At 63.8% G+C, this 23949-nt stretch carries 26 protein-coding genes; 10 read left to right on the top strand and 16 right to left on the bottom strand.

Going from position 1 to position 23949, the window contains the following annotated elements:
• Positions 1 to 151: 151 nt before the first annotated feature.
• Both PG897_RS02880 and ykgO read left to right on the top strand, forming a co-directional pair.
• Positions 152 to 421: a type B 50S ribosomal protein L31 gene (locus tag PG897_RS02880; RefSeq protein WP_024941603.1), complete on the top strand. Its 270-nt coding sequence runs from the start codon at positions 152 to 154 to the stop codon at positions 419 to 421.
• On the top strand, positions 418 to 543 hold the full coding sequence (gene ykgO, locus PG897_RS02875; RefSeq protein WP_005300174.1) for a type B 50S ribosomal protein L36: 126 nt from the start codon (positions 418 to 420) through the stop codon (positions 541 to 543). Before PG897_RS02880 ends, ykgO begins: the two co-directional genes overlap by 4 nt.
• Positions 544 to 593: 50 nt before the next feature.
• Here the strand turns inward: ykgO and PG897_RS02870 are convergent, their stop codons facing one another.
• Positions 594 to 1460 (bottom strand): pirin family protein, encoded by an 867-nt coding sequence (locus PG897_RS02870; protein WP_024941604.1) that lies wholly within the window; start codon positions 1458 to 1460, stop codon positions 594 to 596.
• Positions 1461 to 1583: 123 nt separating this feature from the next.
• On the opposite strand from PG897_RS02870, the gene PG897_RS02865 reads away from it, so the two are divergent.
• The 3 genes from PG897_RS02865 to PG897_RS02855 all read left to right on the top strand — a co-directional run bounded on the left by PG897_RS02865 (position 1584) and on the right by PG897_RS02855 (position 4863).
• Positions 1584 to 2489: a LysR family transcriptional regulator gene (locus tag PG897_RS02865; protein WP_024941605.1), complete on the top strand. Its 906-nt coding sequence runs from the start codon at positions 1584 to 1586 to the stop codon at positions 2487 to 2489.
• Between the two features lie 285 nt (positions 2490 to 2774).
• The gene (gene sbcB / locus PG897_RS02860; RefSeq protein ID WP_043171575.1) at positions 2775 to 4202 is read left to right on the top strand and encodes an exodeoxyribonuclease I; all 1428 of its coding nucleotides are present in this window, start codon (positions 2775 to 2777) and stop codon (positions 4200 to 4202) included.
• Positions 4203 to 4356: 154 nt separating this feature from the next.
• Entirely contained in the window at positions 4357 to 4863 is a 507-nt protein-coding gene (locus tag PG897_RS02855; protein WP_005300120.1) for a hypothetical protein, read from the top strand.
• A gap of 73 nt (positions 4864 to 4936) precedes the next feature.
• Here the strand turns inward: PG897_RS02855 and PG897_RS02850 are convergent, their stop codons facing one another.
• Positions 4937 to 6646, bottom strand: coding sequence for a glycoside hydrolase family 36 protein (locus PG897_RS02850; RefSeq protein WP_024941351.1), 1710 nt, complete (start codon positions 6644 to 6646; stop codon positions 4937 to 4939).
• Positions 6647 to 6805: 159 nt separating this feature from the next.
• Here PG897_RS02850 and PG897_RS02845 point away from each other — a divergent pair, with 159 nt between their 5' ends.
• The 3 genes from PG897_RS02845 (at position 6806) to cdd (ending at position 8914) form a co-directional block, all read left to right on the top strand.
• Positions 6806 to 7162 (top strand): CidA/LrgA family protein, encoded by a 357-nt coding sequence (locus tag PG897_RS02845; RefSeq protein ID WP_017785392.1) that lies wholly within the window; start codon positions 6806 to 6808, stop codon positions 7160 to 7162.
• Positions 7159 to 7845, top strand: a complete 687-nt coding sequence (locus PG897_RS02840) for an LrgB family protein (protein WP_024941350.1) — start codon at positions 7159 to 7161, stop codon at positions 7843 to 7845. The genes PG897_RS02845 and PG897_RS02840 overlap by 4 nt, the downstream gene beginning before the upstream one ends.
• 187 nt (positions 7846 to 8032) lie before the next feature.
• Entirely contained in the window at positions 8033 to 8914 is an 882-nt protein-coding gene (cdd, locus tag PG897_RS02835; protein ID WP_017779977.1) for a cytidine deaminase, read from the top strand.
• A 74-nt stretch (positions 8915 to 8988) separates the two neighbouring features.
• Here cdd and PG897_RS02830 read toward each other — a convergent pair whose 3' ends face one another.
• The 3 genes from PG897_RS02830 to PG897_RS02820 all read right to left on the bottom strand — a co-directional run bounded on the left by PG897_RS02830 (position 8989) and on the right by PG897_RS02820 (position 12255).
• Entirely contained in the window at positions 8989 to 10653 is a 1665-nt protein-coding gene (locus PG897_RS02830; RefSeq protein WP_010634196.1) for an AMP-binding protein, read from the bottom strand.
• A 97-nt stretch (positions 10654 to 10750) separates the two neighbouring features.
• Complete coding sequence (locus PG897_RS02825; RefSeq protein ID WP_005300108.1) at positions 10751 to 11029, bottom strand: YfcL family protein; 279 nt, start codon at positions 11027 to 11029, stop codon at positions 10751 to 10753.
• A 110-nt stretch (positions 11030 to 11139) separates the two neighbouring features.
• On the bottom strand, positions 11140 to 12255 hold the full coding sequence (locus PG897_RS02820) for an ATP-NAD kinase family protein (RefSeq protein ID WP_024941349.1): 1116 nt from the start codon (positions 12253 to 12255) through the stop codon (positions 11140 to 11142).
• Between the two features lie 118 nt (positions 12256 to 12373).
• Between PG897_RS02820 and PG897_RS02815 the strand changes: the two genes are divergently transcribed.
• A complete protein-coding gene (locus PG897_RS02815) occupies positions 12374 to 13108 on the top strand; it encodes a TerC family protein (protein ID WP_010634198.1) in 735 nt (244 codons plus the stop codon).
• Between the two features lie 57 nt (positions 13109 to 13165).
• On the opposite strand, the gene PG897_RS02810 is transcribed toward PG897_RS02815, so the two are convergent.
• The 11 genes from PG897_RS02810 to pspA form a co-directional block, all read right to left on the bottom strand.
• The gene (locus PG897_RS02810; RefSeq protein ID WP_005300102.1) at positions 13166 to 13654 is read right to left on the bottom strand and encodes an OmpA family protein; all 489 of its coding nucleotides are present in this window, start codon (positions 13652 to 13654) and stop codon (positions 13166 to 13168) included.
• Positions 13655 to 13656: 2 nt separating this feature from the next.
• Positions 13657 to 14925: a diguanylate cyclase domain-containing protein gene (locus tag PG897_RS02805; RefSeq protein WP_005300100.1), complete on the bottom strand. Its 1269-nt coding sequence runs from the start codon at positions 14923 to 14925 to the stop codon at positions 13657 to 13659.
• Complete coding sequence (locus tag PG897_RS02800; RefSeq protein WP_010634200.1) at positions 14922 to 15473, bottom strand: YfiR family protein; 552 nt, start codon at positions 15471 to 15473, stop codon at positions 14922 to 14924. Before PG897_RS02800 ends, PG897_RS02805 begins: the two co-directional genes overlap by 4 nt.
• A gap of 195 nt (positions 15474 to 15668) precedes the next feature.
• Positions 15669 to 17216, bottom strand: a complete 1548-nt coding sequence (gene tyrR / locus PG897_RS02795; protein ID WP_010634201.1) for a transcriptional regulator TyrR — start codon at positions 17214 to 17216, stop codon at positions 15669 to 15671.
• Positions 17217 to 17385: 169 nt separating this feature from the next.
• A complete protein-coding gene (locus PG897_RS02790; RefSeq protein WP_005300093.1) occupies positions 17386 to 17724 on the bottom strand; it encodes a 4a-hydroxytetrahydrobiopterin dehydratase in 339 nt (112 codons plus the stop codon).
• Positions 17725 to 17776: 52 nt separating this feature from the next.
• Positions 17777 to 18571, bottom strand: coding sequence for a phenylalanine 4-monooxygenase (phhA, locus tag PG897_RS02785; protein ID WP_024941348.1), 795 nt, complete (start codon positions 18569 to 18571; stop codon positions 17777 to 17779).
• A 172-nt stretch (positions 18572 to 18743) separates the two neighbouring features.
• Complete coding sequence (locus PG897_RS02780; RefSeq protein WP_024941347.1) at positions 18744 to 19775, bottom strand: YcjF family protein; 1032 nt, start codon at positions 19773 to 19775, stop codon at positions 18744 to 18746.
• Positions 19776 to 19836: 61 nt separating this feature from the next.
• The gene (locus PG897_RS02775) at positions 19837 to 21243 is read right to left on the bottom strand and encodes a YcjX family protein (RefSeq protein ID WP_024941346.1); all 1407 of its coding nucleotides are present in this window, start codon (positions 21241 to 21243) and stop codon (positions 19837 to 19839) included.
• 133 nt (positions 21244 to 21376) lie between these two features.
• Positions 21377 to 21781, bottom strand: coding sequence for an envelope stress response membrane protein PspC (pspC, locus tag PG897_RS02770; RefSeq protein WP_024941345.1), 405 nt, complete (start codon positions 21779 to 21781; stop codon positions 21377 to 21379).
• Positions 21778 to 22014 (bottom strand): envelope stress response membrane protein PspB, encoded by a 237-nt coding sequence (gene pspB / locus PG897_RS02765; RefSeq protein WP_005300084.1) that lies wholly within the window; start codon positions 22012 to 22014, stop codon positions 21778 to 21780. The genes pspC and pspB overlap by 4 nt, the downstream gene beginning before the upstream one ends.
• A 3-nt stretch (positions 22015 to 22017) precedes the next feature.
• Positions 22018 to 22698, bottom strand: a complete 681-nt coding sequence (gene pspA, locus PG897_RS02760; RefSeq protein ID WP_005300077.1) for a phage shock protein PspA — start codon at positions 22696 to 22698, stop codon at positions 22018 to 22020.
• Positions 22699 to 22894: 196 nt separating this feature from the next.
• On the opposite strand from pspA, the gene pspF reads away from it, so the two are divergent.
• On the top strand, positions 22895 to 23929 hold the full coding sequence (gene pspF, locus PG897_RS02755) for a phage shock protein operon transcriptional activator (protein WP_024941344.1): 1035 nt from the start codon (positions 22895 to 22897) through the stop codon (positions 23927 to 23929).
• Positions 23930 to 23949 lie beyond the last annotated feature (20 nt).

The following is a 23949-nucleotide window of genomic DNA, read 5'->3' as shown; positions in this document are numbered from 1 at the left end:
GCAACGCAGCAACGCAGCAACGCAGCAACGCAGCAACTTCATTCTCCTCGCTCAACCCTGATGCCGTGCAAAAAGTTGTTGATATTGATTCTCAACGGAGGCATGATCTTATTGTTATAACATAACACTGAATCACACAGAGCGAACCATCATGCGTCCAGACATTCATCCCGAGTACCGTCAGGTTCTGTTCCACGACCTGACCGCCAACACCTATTTTCTGGTGGGCTCCACCCTCAAGACCGATCGCACCAAGCTGTGGGAAGACGGCAACATCTACCCCTATGTGACGCTGGATGTCTCCAGTGCGTCACACCCTTTCTATACCGGCAAGCAGAAGCAGGTCAGCAAGGAGGGTCAGGTCGCCCGCTTCGGCCAGCGTTTCGGTCAGTTCTTCAACAAAGGAAAAGCGCAGTCATGAAAGTCCTCTCTTCCCTCAAATCAGCTAAGTCGCGCCACCCCGATTGCCAGATTGTCCGCCGCCGCGGCAAGCTGTTCGTGATCTGCAAGAGCAACCCCAGGTTCAAGGCCCGTCAGCGCTGATCCGCAGCATCATAAAAACAAGGCCCTTCTGCGAGGGCCTTGTCCATTTATCACTCCGGCATCACGCCGAATCTGCCGCTGTTGAAGTCATCGATGGCCTGCACTATCTCTTCATGGCTGTTCATCACGAAGGGGCCGTGCCCTACGATGGGCTCCTCGATGGGCTCGCCGCTCAGCAGCAACACAGTGGCGTCGCTGTTTGCCTCGATCAGCACCTGCCGCCCTGCCCGGTCCAGCACCACCATCTGCGCCTCCCGGGCGATGGCACTGCCGTTGACCTGCACCGAACCCTTCAACACGATGAGCGCGCCGGTCCAGCCTTCGGGCAACTCGAGTGTGCTGATGCTGCCCTGTACCAGACTCAGATCCCAGACATGCAGCGGACTGAAGGTATGGGCCGGGCCACGGACCCCCTCAAACTCGCCGGCGATGACCCGTACCGACCCCGCGTCGCTGGCCAGTGCCACCGTCGGAATGTCGCGTGCCAGGATGGGCTGGTAACCGGGCGGCGTCATCTTGTGCCGGCTCGGCAGATTCACCCACAGCTGCACCATCTCGAGCTCACCGCCTGACTTGCTGAAGGCCGGGGCATGAAATTCCTCGTGCAAGATACCCGCGCCGGCGGTCATCCACTGCACGTCACCCGGGCCTATCACGCCGCCCCGACCGGTCGAATCCCGGTGCGCCACTTCGCCCTTGTAGACGATGGTCACCGTCTCGAAACCGCGATGGGGATGTTCACCCACCCCGCGCGGCTGGCTAGTCGGCGTGAAGTTGGCCGGGCCGGCATAGTCGAGCAACAGAAACGGGCTCAACTGCTTGCCGTGGCTGCTGTAGGAGAAGAGGGAGCGTACGGGAAAGCCGTCGCCCACCCAGTGAGGACGGGGGGCGCTGTAGACACCGAGGATCTTTTTCATCTGTCGCTCCTGACATATCCGGTGGAATTGAACACTGGAGACAGCATAGTTTCGAGACGAACAGGTGGGTAGACTGCTAAATTAGGCATCAGCGTCCTATTTTTGGAACGATGAGAGCGCCCTATGCAGGATCTGAACGATCTCTACTACTTCGTCCAGGTGGTGGATCACGGCGGTTTTGCCCCCGCTGGCCGCGCCATCGGCATGCCCAAATCCCGCCTCAGCCGCCGGATAGCACAGCTTGAAGAGCGGCTCGGCGTGCGGCTGCTCCAACGCTCGACCCGCCAGTTTGCGGTGACCGAGCTGGGCCGTACCTATTACGAGCACTGCAAGGGGATGCTGGTGGAGGCCGAGGCGGCGCAGGCTGCCATCGAGATGACCCGGGCCGAGCCCTGTGGTCTCATCCGCATGAGCTGCCCCATTGCCCTGCTGCATACCCATATCGGCCCCATGCTGGCGGATTTCATGGCCCGTCACCCGCAGATCGGGATCGAGCTGGAAGGGACCAATCGGCGGGTCGACCCCATCGCCGAAGGGGTCGATGTGGCGATCCGGGTCAGGCCGCCACCGCTGCAGGACAGCGAACTGGTGATCCGGACACTGGCACAGCGTCGCCAGTGCCTGGTGGCCAGCCCGGCACTCGTCGCACAACGGGGCTTGCCTGCCGCGCCGGCGGATCTGCACGGCTGGCCCAGCATGGGGCTGGGGGCGCCACGGCAGCACTATGTCTGGTCGCTGTTCGGGCCGCAGGGGGCCCATGTCGAGCTCGCCCACCAACCCCGTTTCGTCACCACCGACATGGTGGCCCTGCGCAGCACCGCGCTGGCCGGGATCGGCGTGGTGCAGTTGCCGCTGTTGATGGTGCGGGAGCAGCTCGATGCCGGCACCCTGATCAAGGTGGTGCCCGCCTGGGAGCCAAAGCCCGAACTCATCCACGCCGTGTTCCCCTCCCGGCGCGGCCTGCTCCCCTCTGTGCGGGCGCTGATCGACTATCTGGTGGCACGATTTGCCGCCATCGACGAGGAGTAACCTGCCGTGCCCGGCCGCGATCGCCAGGCTGGGCATCCATCCTCGATGTCTGGCACATTGGCGGACGCGGCCAGAGAAGCCGTTGAGCCATGCCTTTGTCTTAGAAGATCATGGCGTTGCTCATCTCACCGGGCTGGCCAACCTGCCGCGGCCAATAAACCGCCAACCACGACGACTGCCCTTCGCTCTGCCTGCGCTATGGTTTACCATGCAGGCAACCGAGGTGCATGGCACCCCCACCCAGGCGCCAGGCGCCGCCGTCATCGGATATCCCTCTCGAGCAACATGAGCAAAACAGCACACGCCGGCAGCGAGCCGACCTTCTACTTCCACGATTACGAGACTTTCGGCATCAGCCCGGCCAGGGACAGACCGGCGCAGTTTGCCGGCATTCGTACCGATGCGGATTTCAACCTCATCGGCGAGCCGCTGGTCATCTATTGCAAGCCGCCGGCGGACTATCTGCCGGAGCCGGAGGCGTGCCTCATCACCGGCATCACGCCACAAAAAGCGATGAAGGACGGGCTGTGCGAGGCGGATTTCATCCGCCAGATCCACGAGCAGTTCGCCACCCCAGGCACCTGCGTGCTGGGCTACAACAGCATCCGCTTCGATGACGAGGTGACCCGCTACACCCTCTATCGCAACTTCTATGACCCCTATGCCTACAGCTGGCAGAACGGCAACTCCCGCTGGGACATTCTCGACATGCTGCGGGCCTGCTACGCCCTGCGCCCGGAGGGGATCGAGTGGGCGTTTGACGAAGAGGGCAAGCCGAGCTTCAAACTGGAGAAGCTCACCGTCGCCAATGGCGTGTCCCACGCCAACGCCCACGATGCGCTCTCCGACGTGCTGGCCACCATCGAGATGGCCAGGCTGGTAAAAAAGGCCCAGCCCAAGCTGTTCGATTATCTCTTTGATCTTCGCAACAAGAACAAGGTGAAGGCCCTCATCGACGTGGTGACCATGAAGCCGCTGGTACACATCTCCGGCATGTTCTCCCCCTGGCAGGGGTGCGCAAGCTGGGTGTCGCCGCTCGCCTGGCACCCCAGCAACCAGAACGCGGTGATCATGGTGGATCTCACCCGCGACCCCACCCCGCTCATCGAGCTCACCAGCGAGGAGATACGCGAGCGCCTCTACACCAAAAAAGAGGATCTCGGGGATCTTGCCGGCATTCCGGTGAAGCTGGTGCACATCAACAAATGCCCTGTGCTGGCGCCGGCCGCCACCCTGACGCCGGAGCGGGCGGACCAGCTTGGCATCGACCGGGCTCAGTGCCGCAAGAGCCTGGATCTGCTGCGCGCCCACCCCGAAGTGCGGGAAAAACTGGTGGAGGTATTCAATCAGGAGTTTACCGGCAACAATGACGGCGATCCCGATACCCAGCTCTACGCCGGCTTCTTCGGTCACGGCGACAAGTCCACCATGGATCTGGTGCGCGCCACCCCGGCGGATCTGCTGGGCGAGCGGGAGTTTGCCTTCACCGACGCCCGGCTGCCGGAGATGCTGTTTCGCTACCGCGCCCGCAACTGGCCGCACACCTTGAGCGAACCGGAGCAGAAGCGCTGGCGACTACACTGCAGCGACTACTTCAGCCGCCGTCTGCCGGACTATGTGCCACGCCTCGAGGCGCTGGCTGAGCAGAATCAGGGGAACGATCGGAACTTTACCATCCTCAAGAGCCTCTATCACTACCTCGAAAATCTGTGAGATGTGACCCGCCTCACGGTTAAATGACTGTACGCTCCCCCGCCCCGCGACATAATGGGAAGGGGAGCAAAGACTCCTGATGTTTCAATTATTTGTGCGCTAACATTGCACTAACGGCCGGTTGGCCTATCGACCCTTGGGGATGCCTCATCCGATGCGTTCAGGATTATCCGGTTTTGGTTTGCTCATCTGCGCCCTGCTGCCATCGACCAGCATGGCGGGTGTGCGCTTTGATATCCCCGACTACCTGCTGCAGTTGCCGCAGCAGACCTATGAGCTGATCGAGAGCAACTTCAGTCGCCTCTATCGGCAGACCGACTTCACCCCCCAGATCACCAACAGCTATTTCAACCGCTCCGATCTCTACAACTTCGTCGGCGTGCCGCTGGCCATCACTCCCCAGGCCGGCTTTCAGCTGGAGGTATTCGGCCAGCTCTACAACCGCGCCTCCCAGAGCTATGTGCACATGAGCCAGGACATGTCGCTCTATCGGATGATCCGGGCCGACATGATGGGCAACACCAACGACGAAGTAGCCCTCGGCATGGGGCTCGGCATTCCGCTCACGGCGCAGCTCACCTTCAAGGCCCTGCTCTCCAGCAACGAGATCCCGGGCTATGGCGCCGCCAACTACGCCATCGGCTTCGAGTGGCGTTACTGACTCAAGGCCAGCAGCCCTCTTTCGCAATAAATTCAGGCTCCCATGGGAGCCTGAATCATGAGTGCCAGCCTGCTCAGCGGTAGCGGATCACCCGCCCCTCACCCCCCTGCAGGGTGAGCGCAGTGCCGACGGCCCCCTCATCCCAGAAATCCTCGCCACCCGCCGGCAGCAAAAACTCCTGAGGCTGCGCCTCCCAGTTGAAGAGGCAGAGCAGGGTACCGCCCTCGGGCAGGCTCACCTCGCCGCAGGCAAAGTCCATCGACTCGAAACGGGCGCAAGGGGCCCGCGCCGCGCAGAGCTCCAGCAGCTTGCGCAGTTGCGCCGCCTGAACCTCGTCGAGATCCTGCAGCCTGTCCCCGGCCAGCATCATGCCACCGCTTGCCACCAGCGCCGCCAGATGGAAGTGGTACTCGGCAGGGCTCGCCTGCTGGCTTGGCAGATCCCGCAGGCAGATGCAGTCAGGATCGAGGGCCCACAGCCGGTCGTTCTGCCAGGCGCGGCAGAAGGCCTCGCGAGCGATCTGGCGATAGCGATGGCCGTGGCGTTCCACGTCATCGCTCACCCGCATGCCGTGCACCAGGCCAAGGCTTGGCCAGATGGGCGCGTTGCAACCGAGCAAAAAGGCCCCCTCGCCCGCCCCGCGCAGGATGGCGGCCATGCCGCGCCGGTAGGCCTCGACCCGGGTGGCAGCCGGGTCGTGGAAGCGACCTCCGTGGATGGCGCCCCAGAAGTTGGCGTCGAGCTTGAAGTAGTGGATGCTCCACTGCTCGCGCAGGGTACGGAACACCCGCTCGAGGTGAGCCTGCACCTCTGGGTGGGTGCCGTCCAGCACGTACCAGGGGGTGCAGCGCCAGCCGCCGTAGGTAACCCGCTCGGAGGGCAGCGGCAGCCCGTCATCCCCCTTCACGAACCAGTCGGGGTGCTCCTGAAACACCTGGGAGCCAGGCTCGGCGATAAAGGGGGCCACCCAGAGAGCCGGCTCGCAACCGGCGCCTTTGATCTCGGCGGCCAGGGATGCCACCCCCTGCTCGAACTTGGCCGACGGGGTGAGCCAGTCGCCCATTTTCGCTTGATAGCCATCGTCAATCTGCACGTAGCGCAGGGCCGGGAAACGCTCGGCACGCACCTGCAGATTCTCGCGAATGTCGGCGGCGCTCACGTCCGCGTAGTAGTGATACCAGGAGCACCAGCCGCTGGGGCGATCGCCAACCTGGCCGATCAGCGAGCCATGTTCGGCCTCGATCCGCTGCGCCAGTTCGGCCAGCAGCGCCTCCCGATCTTTTCCCTCGAGACAGAGCAGCGCCTCACTCTGCCAGAACTGGCCGGCCGGGAGCGCACGCCCCTCGCCGTTCATCAGGATCTGCAGCCGGCCATCGGGGTAGAGCCGAAACTCCCCGCCAAAGCGCTGGCAGCTGGCAAAGGCGAGCAGCAGCCAGCCCCTGTCGTGCTCCACCAGCAGCAGGTTGTGCACCGTGTGATAGCCCTGATCGTCGGTGATGCGATAGACGCCGGCATCGGGGCAGCGACCGACCGGTTGCAGCGCTTGCCAGCTGCCCATGGTCTGGGCCAGCATCTGGAAGCCTTCGCCGTAGATGGCGCTCGCAGGCGAGAGGCCGAGTTTGCCGTCAAACAGCGTCCAGTGCCCGACCCGGGCCTCGCTGCTGCCGGTGTTGTCGAGCCGCACCCGGCACAGGGGGCCTTCCCACTGGCGGGTTTGCAGCAACGAAGGGGGGAGATGGTGGTCGTCCGCCAGCTGGCGCAGGCGGGACAAGAGAGATGTCATGGCGACTCCTTGTGGTTCGAAAAGGGTTCTATCTGAAAATCTTCAATTAAATCAGCCTCAAACGAACTGATTTCAGCTGTTATTGTTTTAATGCCGCGACCCTGTCTCTCTGGTAGACTGGCGTATTCCTTACTTTACCGTTACCAAGATGGGGCTCCTGTGATCGCGCAACGTGCCTTGCTGTACCTTCGTGACTTTCTGGTCATCGTCGCCTGCCTGCTGGCGGGCAAAGCCCTGGCAGCCATCCTGCCGTTCGCCTTTCCCGGCAGCATCATCGGCATGCTGCTGCTGTTCGTGCTGCTCTCCCTGCAACTGGTGAAACTGCACTGGGTCGAGCAGGGCGCCGGCCTGCTGCTGCGCCACATGGGGGTCTTGTTCGTGCCGGTGGCGGTCGGGCTGGTGGCCTGGCTGGAGCCGCTGCGCCAATCCTTCGGCCTCATCATGCTCTGTATCGTGCTCGGGATCGTGCTGATCCTCGGCACCGTCGGCCGTCTCTACCAGAGGATGAACAGATGATCTTCTGGCTGGCCATTCCCTTGACCCTGGCGCTCTATTTCGCCACCCGGGCCCTCTATCGCAAGCTGCCCTGGCCCATCATCAACCCGGTGCTGGTGCCCACCGCCGTCATCATCGGCCTGCTGCTCTGGTTCGATCTGCCGCTGGAGCAGTACGAGAGCGGCACCCGCCCCATCACGGCCCTGCTGGAGCCGGCGGTGGTGGCGCTGGCGCTGCCCCTCTATCAACAGGCCCGCCAGATCCAGGCCAGGCTCAAACCCATCCTGATCTGTACCCTGAGCTCGGTCCTGATCTCGGTCTGCACTACCCTGGTTATCGGTCATTTTATGGGGGCCAATCCGGCACTGCTGGCCTCGCTCGCCACCAAATCCATCACCACCCCGCTCGCCATGAGCGTCAGTCAGTCGCTGGGCGGCATTCCCGCCATCGCCGCCGCCGTGGTGGTGGTGGTCGGGATCGTCGGCGCCCTGGTCGGCTTCCCCCTGCTCAGGCTGATGCGGGTCACCGACCCCGAAGCCCAGGGGCTGGCCATGGGCGCCTGCGCCCACGCCATCGGCACCGCCACCTCCGCCGAGCAGGGCATCACCCAGGGCGCCTTTGCCTCGCTGGCCATGGTGGTATGCGGCATCCTCACCGCCGCCGTGGCGCCCCTGCTGTTTGCCATTTACCACTGGTTGAGCTGAAGCGCACCCTTTTCCGCTGCGGCGGGCCTGCGGGCCCGCCGATGTGCGACCTGCCGCACAATTTGCACAAGACAAACGTTTCCATTAACATCCCCCTCCGTTTGCCCGTCAGGGCGTGAGCACGCTCACACATTTAGCCGAGCTTGCTCCCTACAATGGCCCCCCAATTGGCCTTTGAGGACACACTATGCATCCCCGTTTTGCCAAGCCACTCGATACCCTGTCCGCTCCGCTCAAAGCAGCCCTGCTGCCCATGCTGGGCGATGATTTCCAGGCCCGCTTCACCGCCGATCAGGTCGCGACCCTGAAAGCCGCTACCGGTCTTGACGATCGCGCCCTGCGCCTGGCCCTGCTGCCACTGGCCGCCGCCTGCTCGGTGGCCCCCATCTCCAAGTTCTTCGTCGGCGCCATCGCCTGCGGCCTGAGTGGCAACTGGTATTTCGGCGCCAACATGGAGTTCGCCGGCCAGGGACTGTTCCACTCGGTGCATGCCGAGCAATCCGCCATTTCCAACGCCTGGCTGGGCGGCGAGACCGGCATCTCCGAGATCACCGTCAACTACACCCCCTGCGGTCACTGCCGCCAGTTCATGAACGAGCTGAGCACCGCCAAGACCCTCAAGGTCTCCCTGCCGGACGACTTGAGCGCGCTGCAATCCTTTCTGCCCCACTCGTTCGGCCCGGCGGATCTGGACATCACGGACGCCCTGATGAGCCCGCAGTCCCACGACGAGCTCCAGCTTGAGAGCGATGATCCGCTGTGGCAGGCCGCGCTGGCCGCCGCCCGCCAGAGCTACGCCCCCTACAGCCAGGGTTATGCCGCAGTGGCACTGCAGTTCGCCGACGGTCGCATCTTCTGCGGCCGCTACGCCGAAAACGCCGCCTTCAACCCCAGCCTGCCGCCGATGCAGATGGCCTGCGCCCATGCGGTGCTGGGCGGCGAGGATCTCGCCACCATCCGCCGCGCCGTGCTGCTGGAGAGCAAGGATGGCCAGATCAGCCAGCAGGACTCCGCCCGCGCCACCCTCAAGGCGCTCGGTTCGGTCGAACTGGAGTATCAGGCGGTCTGATCGGCCATGGCCTGAAACAACAAGGGGAGCCAGTGGCTCCCCTTGTTGTTTTGTGGTGATCAGCTGATCCCCCGTCAGGACTCCCAGACGATGCTCTGGGAAGAGGACCAGGCGTCACCCAGGTTCGCGTACTTCTGCTCCAGCAGGTGGCGGCGGATCTTCATGGTGGGCGTCAGCACCCCGTTCTCGATGTTCCAGGGGCTCTTCACCACCAGGATGCCGCGAATCTTGGCATGGGACTCCAGCTGCTCGTTGACCCGGTTGCGGGCCGCCTCCAGCTGGGCATTGACCTGATTGCGATCCCCCTTCATGGCGTGTTCAGCCAGCTGTACCAGCGCCACCGGCTGCGGCATGCCGTAGCCGATCACGCACAGCTGCTCGATGATGGGCTCCTGGCCCAGCAGCCCTTCGATGGGCACCGGCGCCACATACTTGCCCTTGGCGGTCTTGAACACGTCCTTCATGCGGCCGGTGATGGTGAGGTAGCCCTCCCGATCCAGCTTGCCCATGTCGCCGGTGTGCAGCCAGCCCTCTTCATCGATGGCCTCGCGGCTATGCTCGGGATCCTTGTAGTAGCCCAGCATCATGCCCTCGCAGCGACAGAGGATCTCCCCCTCGTCTGAGATCTTGATGTTGACCCCGATCCCTGCCTTGCCGACCGTGCCTATCTTGTCGGCCCTAAACGGGTAGTTGATGGTGGAGTAGGCGTGGTTTTCGGTCATGCCCCAGGCTTCGGTCACCTGAAGGCCGATGCTCAGGTACCACTCAAGCAGGGCCGGCGACACCGGCGCCGAGCCGCAGCCAAGTACCCGCGCCTGATCCAGCCCCAGCCCCTTTTGCAGCTTGCGCTTGATGAGGCCCGAGACGAAGGGGATCTTGAGCAGCAGCGCCAGCTTCTGCTGAGGCAGCTTCTCGAGGATCTTGATGCGGAACATGGCCCACAGCCGCGGCACCGAGATGAACACGGTGGGACGGCAGCGTTTGACGTCCTCGATGAAGGTATCGAGGGACTCGGGAAAGGCGATGGTGGCGCCGCCGTAGAGGCTGCCGCCGTAGATGTAGACCCGCTCTGTGATGTGGGCGAGCGGCAGATAGGAAAAACCGCGGTCGGACTGGGTCAGGCCCACCGTCTCCACCAACTTCTCGCACGACCAGGCGTAACGTTCGACGCTCAGCATGGCCCCTTTCGGCTTGCCGGTGCTGCCGGAGGTGTAGACCAGGCTCAGCAGGGCGTCCGGCGCCTGCACCGGGCTGTCCGGGATCGGTTCGTGGCGATCCAGCAGTTCGTCCCACTGGTGGGCCGCCGGCATAGTGTCATAGGGAAAGGCAATGCGCAGCAGATCGGCGGGCACCCCCGCCTCCTGGCTTTTCCAGTCATCGAGCTTGCCGACGAAAATGGCCTTGGCCTCGCTGTGGCGCAGCACGTATTCGATGGTATCGACGTTGGCGGTGGGGTAGATGGGCACGCTCACGTACTGCCCCATCTGCATGGCGAGATCGGCGATGAACCACTGGGCGCAGTTCTTGGAAAGCAGTGCCACCTTGTCGCCGGCCACCAGCCCCAGTTGACGCAGTGCCGTCACCATGCGGCGGGCCTCGTCGGCCACTTCGCCCCAGGTGAAGTCCACGTATTCTCGGTTGATGGTTTGACGCAGATAGACTCTGTCAGGAGACTGCCGCTCCCAGTGATAGAGCATTTCGAGCGGCAGTTTATTGGCAATACGCGAGGAGGAAGCCATAGTTTAATCCCTGAAACAAAAGGCGAAACTTATTATTAACCTTTCACTAACCTCAGGGAAGAATAAACTTAAACCTCTGTTTGAACTGTGTAACCGATCAAGCTTCTGCCTGTTGTTGCAAACGAATCCACATCGCCTGCACCAGCTTCTCATCCTCTTCCGAGAGTTCACCCTGCAAAATGGCCTCGTTCAGGCTGCGCAGCACATAGCTCTTTACATCCCGCACCAGGGTCTTGCCTTCCAGCTCGGCCCGCGCCACCGCCAGCGAGATGTGGCCGCGCAGGTAGCCCCCGGCAAACAGCTCGTCATCGGTCGCCGTGGCCACCATGCTGTCTATCAGTCCCAACAACTTGTGCTCAAATTCATGAATCGTCATTTAACGCAGCCTCATTTTCCGGGATTGCCGGCAAAATAATTCGGGGGAGTGGAACCGCGATCCGGTTGATCGCGGCTCTCTGGCGCCAGGCCAGCCGCATCCTTGATGTCCTATTCCGGGTTGGCCACCGGGTAGATGACCTGATCCTTGTATCCCGTGGTGATCCGCAGATAACCACTTAACGACCGGTTCAGCGCCGGATCATCGGTATCCACCAGCAGCGGACGGCCATCGAGGGCTGCCAGCTTGGCTTTGGTGGCCAGGACCTGGATCTGGTCCCGCCCGACGGCCCGGATCACCTCTGGACTCAGTTGCTGATTTCCGCGCCCGAACAGATGTCCCTGACCGCCGATCAGGGTGATGATCAGCCGGCAGCGACGACCGCGGATCCGGGTCAGGATCTCGGCGGCGCAGAGATCCTGCCCGATAAGCCGGCCATTTTCCACCAGATCCACACCGAGCAGGGTATTTTCCAGACCCAGCTCCGCCATGCAGGCCGCCACCGTGCTGCCGGAGCCCATCAGATAGAGGGTATCGGGCTCCATCTGTTCGACCACACCGGCGGCGATGTCCGCCAGCACCAGCTCTTCGGACTCCCGTCCCCCCTGCTTGACCGCCTGCACGTAGCGCAGATCGCCGGGCACCTGCAGCTGGCCATAGTGGCGGGCGCGCACCTTGCCGGCGCGAAACGCCTCCTCGTCGATGTCCATCACCTCGGCATCCACCAGACTCAGCAGTTCGCCTGCGATCATCCTGGCCGCCACCCGGCCGCTGGCGGCGGGGGTCACCCCGTACACCCCGGAGTGGATCTTGCAGCCAGCCGGAATGCCCAGCACATGGCATGACTCCCCCACCGCCGCACAGATGTCCCGCGCCGTGCCGTCACCGCCGGCAAACAGCAGCAGATCGACGCCGGCCTCGCGCAGCGCCAGCGCCGCCGCGCGGGTATCGGCCGCCGTGGTGGGCACAGTGGCGGGCTGGTAGACGATGCGACAGGGCAGACCGAGCTCGCCGGCAAGCCCGGCCCCCATCTCCCCCGCCACCGTCAGCAGCTCGAAGCGCTCCGCCAGTTCACACAGTGGCAGCAGCGCCTGACGAGCCCGCTCGCAAGCCTTGGGCACGGCACCACGGGCCAGCGCCTCGGCCACCATGCCGTCACTGCCCTTGAGACCGACCGCGCCGCCGATGCCGGCGACCGGATTGATGATGAGTCCTAAACGAAACATATGTCCCTCCCGTTGGATGGTCGCCATTTTTATCTTTTCCAGCCACTGGGACAAGCCATAACCCCCTGCTAGAATGCGCGGTTTCAACCCTCAACCAAAGTTCAACCAAGGTTTCATCATGCTGGAATGGGTTCTGGACCCCTCTGCCTGGGTCGCGCTCGCCACCCTGACCCTGCTCGAGATCGTGCTCGGCATCGACAATATCATCTTCATCTCCATCCTGGTCGGCCGTCTGCCAGAAGCCCAGCGCCAGAAGGCGCGGATCCTGGGGCTGGCGCTTGCCATGGGCACCCGCATCCTGCTGCTGCTATCGCTCGCCTGGGTGATGCGCCTCACCGAGCCGCTGTTCACCGTGCTGGGCGAGGCCATCTCGGGCCGCGATCTCATCCTGTTGCTGGGAGGCCTGTTCCTCATCGGCAAGAGTGCCCACGAGATCCACGCCACCCTGGAGGGGGCCGCCGAGCCCGAGAGCGTGAGCACGGCCGCCTCCGGCTTCATCAGCACCCTGATCCAGATCGCCATCCTCGACATCGTCTTCAGCCTGGATTCGGTCATCACGGCGGTGGGCATGGCGGATCACGTGCCGGTCATGGTGCTGGCCATCATGATCGCCGTCTTCATCATGATGTTCGCCGCCAAGGCCATCGGCGACTTCGTCGACAACCACCCCACCATCAAGATGCTGGCCCTCTCCTTCCTCACCCTGGTGGGCTTTGCGCTGATGGCCGAGGGGATGGACCTGCACATTCCGAAGGGCTACATCTACTTCGCCATGGCCTTCTCGCTGACGGTGGAGATGATCAACATCCGCCTGCGCAGTCACCACGACCGCGAGAAGTTCAAGCAGCAATAACGGCGAGCCACAAAAAAGAGCGCCTGATGGCGCTCTTTTTGTATCTACACAACCGTGTCATTCATTGCTGATGACAATCGCCACGCGGCGGTTTTCGGCCCGACCGGCAGCCGTCTTGTTGTCGGCGATCGGATCGCGCTCGCCACGGCCCCGGATGTCCAGGTTGGCCTGCGGCATGCCGACCGAAACCAGCACGTCGGCCACCGACTGTGCCCGCTTGTAGGAGAGCTGATCGTTATAGTCCGCCGCCCCGTTGGAGTCGGTATGACCATCGATCCGCGCCCGGTTCAAGCCCACTTCCAGCAGAGTCGTCCCCAGTTTTTCCACCACGACGCGCGTCTTGGGGGTCAGGGCATCCGCGTTGTTGGCAAACAGCACACGGTTGGAGAAGTCCAGAGTCCAACCCTCGTCGGTCAGGCGAAAGCCTTGCTCCTTGAGTACGGCGATCTGCTCTGCCGTGAGGCCGTGGGGAGCACTCTGGCAGCCCATCAGCACGCTCAGCAGCAAACCGATCAAGCCGGTTTTCATCAGGACATGGATCTTCATTGTTATTTTTCCTCAGCAGAGACATCAAATTCCAGCTGCTCATGGAGTGCAAGCTCCCGACGCAGCCGTTTGGCTTGGTACATGGCATGGTCCGCCTGCTGCAGCAGATCGGCGGCACTCTGCCCCTGATCCGGATACAGCGCGACGCCAATGCTGACGGCCGCCACCAGCTGGCTGCCGTCCCCCAGTACCACGGGGTCCGCCATGGCCTGCTGGATGCGGGCAACCACATCCTCCACCTCCTCCACCAGGGAGAGGGGGGTGAGCAGGATGGCAAACTCGTCGCCCCCCAGACGGCATACCAGATCCATCGGCCGCAGCTGATGTTGTACCCGTCTGGCCAGCGCGATCAGCACGTCATCCCCGGCGGCATGGCCCAGGGTGTCGTTGATCTGCTTGAAGCGATCACAATCGAGGTAGAGCAGCGCGAAGCGCTCGTCATGCAGCCGGCCCGTGGTGACCGCCTGATCCAGACGAGCCTCAAACAGAGCACGATTGGGCAAGCCGGTCAAGGCATCGTGGGTGGCCTGGTGCAACAGGCTGGCATTCTCCCGCCGCTGGTGGGCCTGCCAGGCCTCCAGTTCGTCGAGCAGGGAGTTGAAATCCTGACCCAGCTCGTGCAGCTCGGCGATGTTGGCTTCCGGCACCCGCATGGCGAGGATCCGCTGGCGGCTCACGCTGTGGGCCACCTGGGCCAGCTCCTTGAGCGGCGCCGTGAGGGAGTGTTGCATCCGGTGCGCCACATAGAGGGCCCCCAGGGTGCTGAGCACCAGGCAGAGCAGCATGGCCAGCAGGGTTTGCAGCAGGAACAACAACAGATACTGGCCGTGCCCCACCAGGTGGATGTGGGCGATCTCCATGCCCCCCCGCATCATGGGCTGATCCACCGGCCCCGGCAGGATGATCCGCGCCAGATACTGCTCAAGGCCGGACCAGGGGGTGCTCATGGCCCGGCTCCAGCTCGCCAGCAGCTGGCCGCTCGGCAGATAGATGCTGGCCTGCGCCACGTCTTCGTGCGTGAGGATGGCCTCCAGCGCCTCCCGGGCCGCCTCCTCGTCGTGGAACACCACGGCCGCTTCGCTGGTATAGCCGATGGCGCGGGCGACCAGCTCCAGATTGTGATCCGCATAGAGCCGCAGCGCCAGCAGGGCGATGCCGGTCAGCAGCAGACCGGCCATGCAGACCGCGGTCAGGGACGTCACCAGGTGGGTGCGTCCCAGACTCTGTCGCAAGGTGAGGCGCTGGGAAGGGGGGCGGAACAGACCTATCATGCCCCCCCCTCATCGGCCTTGGCCAGTTTGAGCACCGCCGGATGCACCCGCACTCCGCTCCTGGCCAGGGCATCCAGATTGACCCTGAACCGGATCCGCTCCTTGCCGATCTGCAGGCAGAAGACGGCGTCGGCCACGCACTCGGAGCTGGATTCGCTGATACTGAGGATGGGGTAGCCACGCAGCCGTTCAAACAGCGGCAAGCGCCGCTCGGAGGAGAGCACCCCCAGATAGAGCACGTCGCACTGGGGGCCGATCGCCTCGTCATCGATTTCGTAGCGATGGACGCTGACCGGTCGGCCGTTGGCCTGCTGCTTGATGGAAAAGAGCGCGGTGGCGTATTCCGTCGGTGCCGCCACGCACAGGCGCAGCTCGCTCGGTTCATTCGGCCAGCGGGTATAGCTGAGAATGTCGAGCACGGTCTGGCGTACCTGCTCGGACCGCAGCTCGGCCGCGGTGAGCGGGGGCGACTCGCCGGAGAGGGCCAGCGAGCAAAACAGGGGCGCCAGCCAGACCAGGATCCTGAACAGTGAAAAAGTGTGCATCATGCCTGCGCTTACACCCGCCTCAGCAACCACACAGGGCACAGGCCCGAAGGGGGTGAGCCGGCAGGAGATAGTATGGAACTTGTCAGCAGCATGACAAGGCGCAGCCCGCAGAGCAAGGGGCTGACCGGGCTGGCGTCACAATAATGAAGAGGGCCCACCCCGGCGTGAGCCCTGCGATAAGTTACATTCATGGGGTTACTTCTTGCTGATCCCGTATTCCCGCAGTTTGTTGGCGATGGCGGTGTGCGACACCCCCAGCCGTTTGGCCAGCTGACGGGTGGAGGGGAACGCCGGGTAGAGCCGCTCCAGCAGCCGGCTCTCGAAGCGTTTCACCGCCTCGTCCAGCCCCCCTTCGAACCACTCGTCGATGAGCGGCATGGCGTCGGCCGCCACCGGCAAGTCCACGTGCTCAGGGCCGATCTCGTCCCCTTCCAGCAAGGTCATGGCGCGATAGAGGCAGTTGCGCAGCTGGCGCACGTTGCCGGGCCAGCGATAGGCGGTCAGGTACTCGGCCATGTTGCGGGTAAAGCGCGGGCGCGGACGCTGCAGTTCGCTGGCAAAACGGGAGACGAACTGCTGGGCCAGCGCCATGATGTCCGCCTTGCGCTCGCGCAGCGGCGGCAGCGCCAGACTCAGCACGTTGAGGCGGTAGTAGAGATCTTCCCGGAACTTGCCCTCGTGCACCAGATCCAGCAGCTGCTTCTGGGTAGTGCAGATGAAGCGCACATTGACCTTCACCTCCTGCTCGTCGCCGACCCGGCGGAACACACCGTCTTGCAACACCCGCAGGAACTTGGTCTGCAGATGGGGCGACATGTCGCCGATTTCGTCCAGCATCAGGGTGCCACCGCTCGCCAGCTCCAGTACCCCGCGCTTGCCCTCAGTGTTGTTGCCAAAGGCGCCGGGGGCGTAACCGAACAGCTCGCTCTCGGCCACGTTGTCCGGCATGGCCGCGCAGTTGAGCGCCATGAAGGGATGGCTGGAGCGCAGACTGGCACCGTGGCAGGCGCGGGCCAGCAACTCCTTGCCGGTGCCGGTCTCGCCGACGATCAGCAGCGGCGCATCCTGCATCGCCAGCTTGCTCGCCTGGGCCAGCACCTGTTTCATCTTCTGGCTCTCGGCCTGCAGGTGCTCAAAGCCCCCCACTTCCACCGCGTGGAGCGCGCTGAAGTGCATGCCGACCCGGCGGGCGGACTTGAGCACCACCACGGCGCCGGCCAGGGCCTGCTTGCCCTTCTCCTCGGCCACGAACAGCGGCATCAGATCCGCCAGATACTCCTCGCCGCCGATGCTGAGCTTGCAGGTCTGCGGGCGGATCTCGCTCGCCTCCAGCCAGCGGCTGAAGGAGAAGCCCTTGACCAGGGAGCCGAGCGCCGCGCCGCGCACCTCCTCCACCGGCAGGGCCAGGGTGGTGAGGGCGGACTGGTTGGCCTGGGTCACCTTGCCCTTGGCATCGAGGGAGAAGACCAGATCCGGCAGCGCCTTGAGCAGCGCCTCAATCTCGTGGTGCTCCCGCTCGGAGGGCATGTAGGGGATGGTCTTGACGTCATAGACGCCGGGAATACGGCGGATCTCCGGCATCAGGTGCTGGAAATCACGAAACTCCAGCTCGGGAAAGTTGAGATAGATGATGCCTGAGGTATCGATTTCGATGCCGCGCAGATCGATGTTGTGCTCCACCAGGCGGTCGAGCAGTTCCCGGGTCAGGCCCAGGCGGTCTTCACAGCTGACTTCAAGACGCATTCGGGACACACTTCCTAGCTAACTCTATGAATGACCGGATAATACAGACTCGATCCCGCCAGTGCGAGCGCCAGCCCATAAAAATGCGGGCCCGCCCCGTTTTCACCGGGCAGGCCCGCGTCATCTACAGGCGTTTATTTGAGCAATTTGTCGATTAGGAATGGCCTCTTCACTTCAGCAGCTCATCCGTGCGCGCCGCCATGATGAAGTCGTTGCGGTGCAAGCCGCCTATCTTGTGGGTCCACCAGCTGACGGTCACCTTGCCCCACTCGGTGAGGATGGCGGGATGATGAAACTCCGCCTCCGCCAGTTCACCCAGCCGGTTGGTGAAGGCGAGCGCCTCCTTGAAATTGCGGAAGGTGAATTCGCGCCGCAGCTGCAGCTCACCTTTTACCACCAGCGGCTGCCAGTCGGGGATGAGGCGCATCAGTTCGCTCAGCTCCTGCTCGCTCACCTTGGGGGCATCGGCGCGGCACGCTTCACACTGCTGGCTGGCCAATTCGGACATGGGACTCTCCTTGTGTATCGATGAAAAGGGGTGATCAACACTGGCGGGCGGTTCAACTCGCCTGCTTGCCGCCGGCCGGTGTAAAACGGGGGGGGCGCAGCCCCAGGCGGCGCGCCTCGGCCACCATGGCCATGATGTCCTGCTCCGCCAGACGATAGAGCTCATCAAGCTCGGGCAGCACGAAATAAGTGGGCTGCATGATGTCGATGCGATACGGGGTGCGCAGCACCTCGATGGGGTCAAAGGGTTGCAGTACCGGCTGGCAGCCGAGGGCATAGGCGGTCTCGCCGATGGAGGAGAGAATACCGCCACCGTAGATGCGAAGCCCCTTCGCCGTGGCCAGCAGGCCAAACTCCACCGTGAACCAGTAGAGCCGCGCCAGAAAGACCCGCTCCTCCTTGCCGGCCCGCTGGCCGAGCTGGCCATAGACATGGGTGAAGTGGGCGAAAGCGGGGTTGGTCAGCATGGCGCAGTGGCCGAAAATCTCGTGAAAGATGTCGGGCTCCTGCAGGTAGTCGAGCTCGTCCCGGCGGCGGATGAAGGTGGCCACCGGAAACTGGCGGTTGGCCAGCAGGGCAAAGAAGCGGTCAAAGGAGATGAGGGCCGGCACCGCCGCCACCGACCAGCCGGTGGCCGGTTGCAACACGGCGTTGATCTGGGCCAGCTGGGGGATCCGATCCCGGGGCAGGTCGAGCCGCGCCAGCCCGGCCTGGTACTCGTCACAGGCCTTGCCTTCGAGCGCCGCCAGCTGGCGTGCGATCAGGATCTGCCAGGTGCCGTGCTCCTCGTCCGAGTAGTGGATCGTGCCCGCTTCGTCCGGCTGGTGGGCGGTGTAGAGACTTGCCATGGGTGACTCCATCCTCTGGGTTGCAACCCGCCATCCGGGCGGTGTGGCGCCATTGCGCGATGAGATCACTGTAACGGTTTGCCCCCCAAAAAAGCAGCCGACCCTGGGGTCGGCTGCTGCGGACAATTGTAAATAATTTGTGACAACCACAATCGAGCCCTTGGCCTGGTGCTCACCCCTTGTTGAGGTAGCCCGCCAGCTGACCGATCAGCCGCTTTCTCAGCTCTCCCAGTCTCGGCTTCTCGTCCGCGCACCAGGGCAACGGGCGGCACGCCTCTATGGTGCGCAGGCCGAGCCGGGCGGTGAGCAGCCCGGCCCCCACCCCTTGCGCGGCACGGGCGGAGAGCTTGGCGGTGAGCTCGGCCCCCAGCAAATCCATCCCCACCTCGGTCACCAGCTCGGTGGCACCGGCGTAGAGCATGTTGCGAAACACCTGACGGATGAGGCGAATGCGGCTCCAGTAGCCGAGCTCGATGGCGTAGACGTCGGCGATGTCCTCGATCATCCGCAGGTTGCGCCACAGCATCAGCATCATGTCGACGGTGGCGAGCGGGCTCAGGGCCACCAGCACGGCGGCCTCCCCCGACCATTTGGCCACCCGCGCCTGGGCCAACTTGTCGCGCTCGCCGAGCACCAGCTGGCTGTAGAGGGTCAACACCTCCCGATCGTTGTGGCTCTCGTCGAGCTGGGCCAGCCAGGTTTGATACCCCTCGCGCCCCTTGTCGCCGCTGCGCTCGGCCAGCCCTTCGCAAAACCCCTGCCCCTGGCCGACCCCCTGATGAGCCAGCAGATCCTCGGCCCGCGAGCGCACATCCTGACGCCGCTTGAGGGCGCGCAGGCGCAGCCACTCACGTCCCACCACCCCGGCGGTGCCCGCCGCCACCAGCGCCGAAGCCGCCAGCCAGGCGCCGCCCCAGAGCGGGGTGGTGAGAAACTGCTCGTAGAGAAAGGCGCCGTACTGGCCCAGAGAGAGCAGGCCGACCGCCCCCAGCCCCCAGGCCAGCAGCCGATGACGGCGGCGCGGCTTGATGACGAGGGCGCTCTCCACCTCGGTGAGCTCTTCCAGCTCATCGAGGCGCTCGAAGCTCGCCTCCTCCAGTCGCTGGGCGGGTGCCGGCGCTCGCTGGTCGTCAGCTGTCGTCAAGGTGGGCTCCAGGATCACCTTGCCTTGCAGCGGCGGCTGCGCTTTTGTCTGATCGTTCATCGCTTCTCCTGAAAACCGTCTTCTGGGTGCGGCGCAGGCAACAAACCCGGGCCGCACGCCCTTATTCGAGGTGATCCCCGAGCAGAAACTCCAGCGCCGCATCGAGCCGGATATGGGGCAGCGCCTGATGGGCGCTCATGGGCAGCGGGCGAAAAGCCTGAAAATCAAAGCCTTGATTGTTCCACCACTGCGCAGGCGGGATATGGGATGGCACCTCGCCCGGAAACAGCAAGAGCGGCTCACCGCTCAGGCTGGTGCCACGGATGGCGGGGAACTCGCGGCCATCGGCCACCCCCTTGCCCACCTCGGTCGCCTTGATGGCGGCCAGCGCCAGACACTCGGTGGCAATCCCCTCAAAACGGGCCTGGCCGCGGCCGCTGCGCACCAGGTGCTGCAGCAGGGAGACCATGGGGCCGTGCTGCTCCGGGGTGACGTGATCGGCCTTGCTCGCCACGAACAACAGCTTGTCGATGCGCGGCGAGAAGAGCCGCCGCCACCAGTTGCTCTTGCCGTAGGCAAAGCTCTCCATGATGCGGGCGATGGCTTGCTGCATGTCGCCAAAGCTGGCCGCCCCGGCGTTGAGGGGCTGCAGACAGTCCACCAGCACGATCTGGCGATCGAAACCGGCGAAGTGCTGCTCATAAAAACCCTGCACCAGATGCTGCTTGTACTGCTCGAAGCGCTGTTTGAGGGTGGCGTAGAGAGTCCCCTCGGCGGGCTCGCCGGCAGGCATCTCCCACACCCAGGGCACAAACTGCAGCATGGGGGCACCGGCATACTCCCCCGGCAGCACGAAGCGACCGGGCTGGATCAGGTGCAGCCCCAGCTCACGCTTGCAGGCGTGCAGATAATCGGTGTAGCGCTCGGCGAGCTGGGCCACCGGCCGCTCCTCGAAGCCCTGCTCCGCCTGCCATGCGGGTGCCAGCCAGCCGGCGGCCAGGGTCTGCAGCTCGGGGCGGCGCAGCTGCTCGCGCACCTGCTCGCTCCACTGCTCGTAGCTCATCTCCAGCAGCGGCAAGTCGAGCAGCCACTCCCCGGGGTAATCCACCAGATCCACGTAGAGGGTGGAGATCTCCCCCAGGTGCTTGCGCAGCGGATGACGGGTGCGATAGCGGATTTCCAGGCGCACCTCGGCCACCCCGCGGGTCGGCTCGGGCCAGGCCGGCGGATCGCCAAACAGGGCGTCGAGGCCGCGCTCGTAGGCAAAGGTGGGAATGTGGGCATTTTGCTGGGGCACCCGGCGAGCGCCGAGGATGCGCCCCTGGCGCAGGGCATCCCACAGGGGCAGCCGGCCGTCGATGGCCGCGTGTTCCAGCTGGTTGACCAGCGCCGTGATGAAGGCGGTCTTGCCGCTGCGAGAGAGGCCGGTGACTGCCAGCCGGATGTGGCGATCCCGGACCCGGTTCACCACGTCGCTTGCCTTGTGCTGCAGGCGATTGAATTGCTGTTCCAGTTTATTGAGTATCAAGGCTTGTTCTGTTCTCCCGTAGCTGCCCGACGAAGCGGGTGGCAGGCAGCACCACCCTCGTCATGATCCCCGCCCGCCTCCCCTGCCATCAGAGGCAAGTCCAGGTCGGCGGGGCCATCGTACCGCTCAGGCCTTACAAGTTGCGAAACTCCCGCTGCAGGGTGAACTCCTTGGAGGTCACCAGCTTCTCAATGCGCTGCACCCTGGGCTCCAGCGCATCCAGCTCCTGGCCGATGCGGGCAAGGGCCTGATGAGGCGTGACGCCTGCCTGCCAGCTGCGCGCCTTCATCCGCACCTCGGCAAAGTCGGCATCCTCCTGGGCATAAAGGGTGACCGGCTTCTTGTCGAGCAGAAACCAGGCGGCGACGTAGGCGGTGAAGGTGATGAAACCGGCGAAGATGAGGCCACTGATGGCCAGCAACCGCACGATCCAGGTCTCCACCCCGAAGTACTCTGCCAGACCGGCACAGACCCCGGCTATCTTGCCGCGCTGGGGATCCCGGTACAGGTTGCGACCTTCACGACTGATGCTGCTCATACCTTGTTCCTCCAACCCGGGACTTCCGCATCCAGAATCGACTCCAGGGCACCGACCCGCTCCTGCATCTTCTCGGCACGCACCAGCAAACCCTGCAGCTGTTCACGCTCGCCATCGGCAAGACCGGCGCCAATGCGCCCCTTGGCACGGTAGTGCAGCACCAGCCAGATGGGGGCCACCACTACCATGAAGACCACCATGGGAACCATCAACACACCCAGCAGATCTTCCATCTGTTACTCTCCCTGTTTCGGCGTGGTGTCGCTCTGGCCCAGCTTCTGGCGCATGGCTTCCAGCTCTTTGCTTATTTGATCGTCGGCTTCCAGCTCGGCAAACTGTTGGGCCAGCGCCTTGTCGGACTGCCCCAGATCGGCGCGGGCCTCCATCTCGTCGATGCGGCGCTCCATGCGCTCGAACTTGCTCACCACCGCCTGGCTGTCGCCACGGGCAACCTGGCTCTGTACGTTGAGACGGCTGCTGGCCGCTTCGGTGCGAATGGCCATCGCCTTCTGGCGGGCACGGGCATCTTCCAGCTTGGCTTCCAGCTGACGGATCTCCTCCCCCAGCTTCTCGATGCCGCTGTCCACCGCCTGTTGCTCACGCAACAGGGAGTCGGCCAGCTCGGCCTGCTTCTTCTTCTCGATGAGCGCCGCGCGGGCCAGGTCTTCCCGCTCCTTGCTCAGGGCCAGCTCGGCCTTGCCCTGCCACTCGGCGACCCGCTCCTGATGGCGGGCGACCTGGCGGCCGATCTCTTTCTGGTTGGCGAGGAAGCGGGCCAGGTTGGAGCGCTCCTTCACCAGTTCGTCTTCCATCTCCTGGATGATCAGGCGCACCATCTTCTGGGGATCTTCTGCCTTGTCGAGCAGGGCCGTCAGGTTGGAATTGATGATGTCGGCCAGGCGGGAAAAAATACTCATGATTGTACTCCTGTGGTTGGCATACGTTGTTTCTCCATTGACAATGGCAACTTGTGTGCCAATCTGGAACAGAATTTAACTTGTTGATTTATATGGGGCTGCTCGATCACATTTCAAGAGGCACCACACAAGTAATGATTAGAATCACCAACTTTTGGTAAGATTGACCAGCTTTCACCGACTCACGGGGATGACTATGACCACGGCCACGGAAAGCCTGTTGGGGGAATCCAACGCATTTCTCGAGATCATTGAGCAGGCCTCCCGCCTGGCGCCGCTGCGCAAGCCCGTGCTGATCATCGGCGAACGGGGTACCGGCAAGGAGCTGATCGCCCACCGCCTACATTATCTCTCGGCGCGCTGGGATCAAAGCTTTGTCACCGTCAACTGCGCCACCCTGAGCGAGAGCCTGCTGGAGACCGAGCTGTTCGGCCACGAGGCGGGCTCCTTCACCGGCGCCGCCAAACGTCACCAGGGCCGCTTCGAGCGGGCCGATGGCGGCACCCTCTTCCTTGACGAGCTGGCCACCACCAGCGCCCGGGTGCAGGAGAAACTGCTGCGGGTCATCGAATACGGCGAGTTTGAACGGGTGGGCGGCGCCAAGGCGCTCAAGGTGGATGTGCGGCTGGTGTGCGCCACCAACGAGGATCTGCCGGCGCTGGCCGACAAGGGGCAATTTCGCCACGACCTGCTCGACCGGCTCGCCTTCGACGTCATCACCCTGCCCCCCCTGCGGGAGCGGCGCGACGATATTCTGATGCTGGCGGAACACTTTGCCCACGGCATGACCCGGGAGCTCGGCTATCCGCTGTTTGCCGGCTTCTCGCGCAAGGCGACCCAGCTGCTGCTGGACTACCCCTGGCCAGGCAACGTGCGGGAGCTGAAAAACGTGGTGGAGCGCAGCATCTACCGCCAGGGCAACCCCCAGTTGCCGCTGGCCGATCTGGTGCTCAATCCGTTCGATTCCCCCTGGCGACCCTTGGCTCGCACCGACACCGCCGCGGCGCAGCCAAGCGAGGCGCAACCGGCGCCCGTTGCGGCCACTGCCACCCTGCCGCTGGACCTCAAACAGGCGGTGGCGGGCTACGAGATTAATTTACTCAAGCAAGCGTTGCAGCAATCCCAGTATAATCAGCGCAAAGCCGCCCAACTGCTGGCCCTGAGCTATCACCAGTTCCGCGGAATGCTGCGCAAATACCAGCTGCTGGACAGTGACAACGATGCGGATTAATAACCCGGGCAGCCCGTGCC

The sequence above is a fragment of the Aeromonas sp. QDB20 genome, from assembly GCF_027707805.1.
Classification (GTDB): domain Bacteria; phylum Pseudomonadota; class Gammaproteobacteria; order Enterobacterales; family Aeromonadaceae; genus Aeromonas; species Aeromonas dhakensis.
The sequence above is the reverse complement of the archived record's forward strand: the minus strand, read 5'-3'. Positions and strand labels throughout refer to the sequence as shown.

Bases quoted from the DNA above. Each gene is read 5' to 3' on its own strand.
- PG897_RS02800 (WP_010634200.1), bottom strand. From the start codon at position 15,473: ATGATGCACACTTTTTCACTGTTCAGGATCCTGGTCTGGCTGGCGCCC.
- PG897_RS02850 (WP_024941351.1), bottom strand. From the start codon at position 6,646: ATGACATCTCTCTTGTCCCGCCTGCGCCAGCTGGCGGACGACCACCAT.
- PG897_RS02825 (WP_005300108.1), bottom strand. From the start codon at position 11,029: ATGACGATTCATGAATTTGAGCACAAGTTGTTGGGACTGATAGACAGC.
- PG897_RS02790 (WP_005300093.1), bottom strand. From the start codon at position 17,724: ATGTCCGAATTGGCCAGCCAGCAGTGTGAAGCGTGCCGCGCCGATGCC.
- pspC (WP_024941345.1), bottom strand. From the start codon at position 21,781: ATGAGCAGCATCAGTCGTGAAGGTCGCAACCTGTACCGGGATCCCCAG.
- PG897_RS02780 (WP_024941347.1), bottom strand. From the start codon at position 19,775: ATGAACGATCAGACAAAAGCGCAGCCGCCGCTGCAAGGCAAGGTGATC.
- sbcB (WP_043171575.1), top strand. From the start codon at position 2,775: ATGAGCAAAACAGCACACGCCGGCAGCGAGCCGACCTTCTACTTCCAC.
- pspB (WP_005300084.1), bottom strand. From the start codon at position 22,014: ATGGAAGATCTGCTGGGTGTGTTGATGGTTCCCATGGTGGTCTTCATG.
- PG897_RS02865 (WP_024941605.1), top strand. From the start codon at position 1,584: ATGCAGGATCTGAACGATCTCTACTACTTCGTCCAGGTGGTGGATCAC.
- phhA (WP_024941348.1), bottom strand. From the start codon at position 18,571: ATGGCAAGTCTCTACACCGCCCACCAGCCGGACGAAGCGGGCACGATC.
- tyrR (WP_010634201.1), bottom strand. From the start codon at position 17,216: ATGCGTCTTGAAGTCAGCTGTGAAGACCGCCTGGGCCTGACCCGGGAA.
- PG897_RS02810 (WP_005300102.1), bottom strand. From the start codon at position 13,654: ATGAAGATCCATGTCCTGATGAAAACCGGCTTGATCGGTTTGCTGCTG.
- PG897_RS02880 (WP_024941603.1), top strand. From the start codon at position 152: ATGCGTCCAGACATTCATCCCGAGTACCGTCAGGTTCTGTTCCACGAC.
- PG897_RS02855 (WP_005300120.1), top strand. From the start codon at position 4,357: ATGCGTTCAGGATTATCCGGTTTTGGTTTGCTCATCTGCGCCCTGCTG.
- PG897_RS02805 (WP_005300100.1), bottom strand. From the start codon at position 14,925: ATGATAGGTCTGTTCCGCCCCCCTTCCCAGCGCCTCACCTTGCGACAG.
- ykgO (WP_005300174.1), top strand. From the start codon at position 418: ATGAAAGTCCTCTCTTCCCTCAAATCAGCTAAGTCGCGCCACCCCGAT.
- pspA (WP_005300077.1), bottom strand. From the start codon at position 22,698: ATGAGTATTTTTTCCCGCCTGGCCGACATCATCAATTCCAACCTGACG.
- PG897_RS02815 (WP_010634198.1), top strand. From the start codon at position 12,374: ATGCTGGAATGGGTTCTGGACCCCTCTGCCTGGGTCGCGCTCGCCACC.
- PG897_RS02820 (WP_024941349.1), bottom strand. From the start codon at position 12,255: ATGTTTCGTTTAGGACTCATCATCAATCCGGTCGCCGGCATCGGCGGC.
- PG897_RS02830 (WP_010634196.1), bottom strand. From the start codon at position 10,653: ATGGCTTCCTCCTCGCGTATTGCCAATAAACTGCCGCTCGAAATGCTC.
- PG897_RS02840 (WP_024941350.1), top strand. From the start codon at position 7,159: ATGATCTTCTGGCTGGCCATTCCCTTGACCCTGGCGCTCTATTTCGCC.
- cdd (WP_017779977.1), top strand. From the start codon at position 8,033: ATGCATCCCCGTTTTGCCAAGCCACTCGATACCCTGTCCGCTCCGCTC.
- PG897_RS02870 (WP_024941604.1), bottom strand. From the start codon at position 1,460: ATGAAAAAGATCCTCGGTGTCTACAGCGCCCCCCGTCCTCACTGGGTG.
- pspF (WP_024941344.1), top strand. From the start codon at position 22,895: ATGACCACGGCCACGGAAAGCCTGTTGGGGGAATCCAACGCATTTCTC.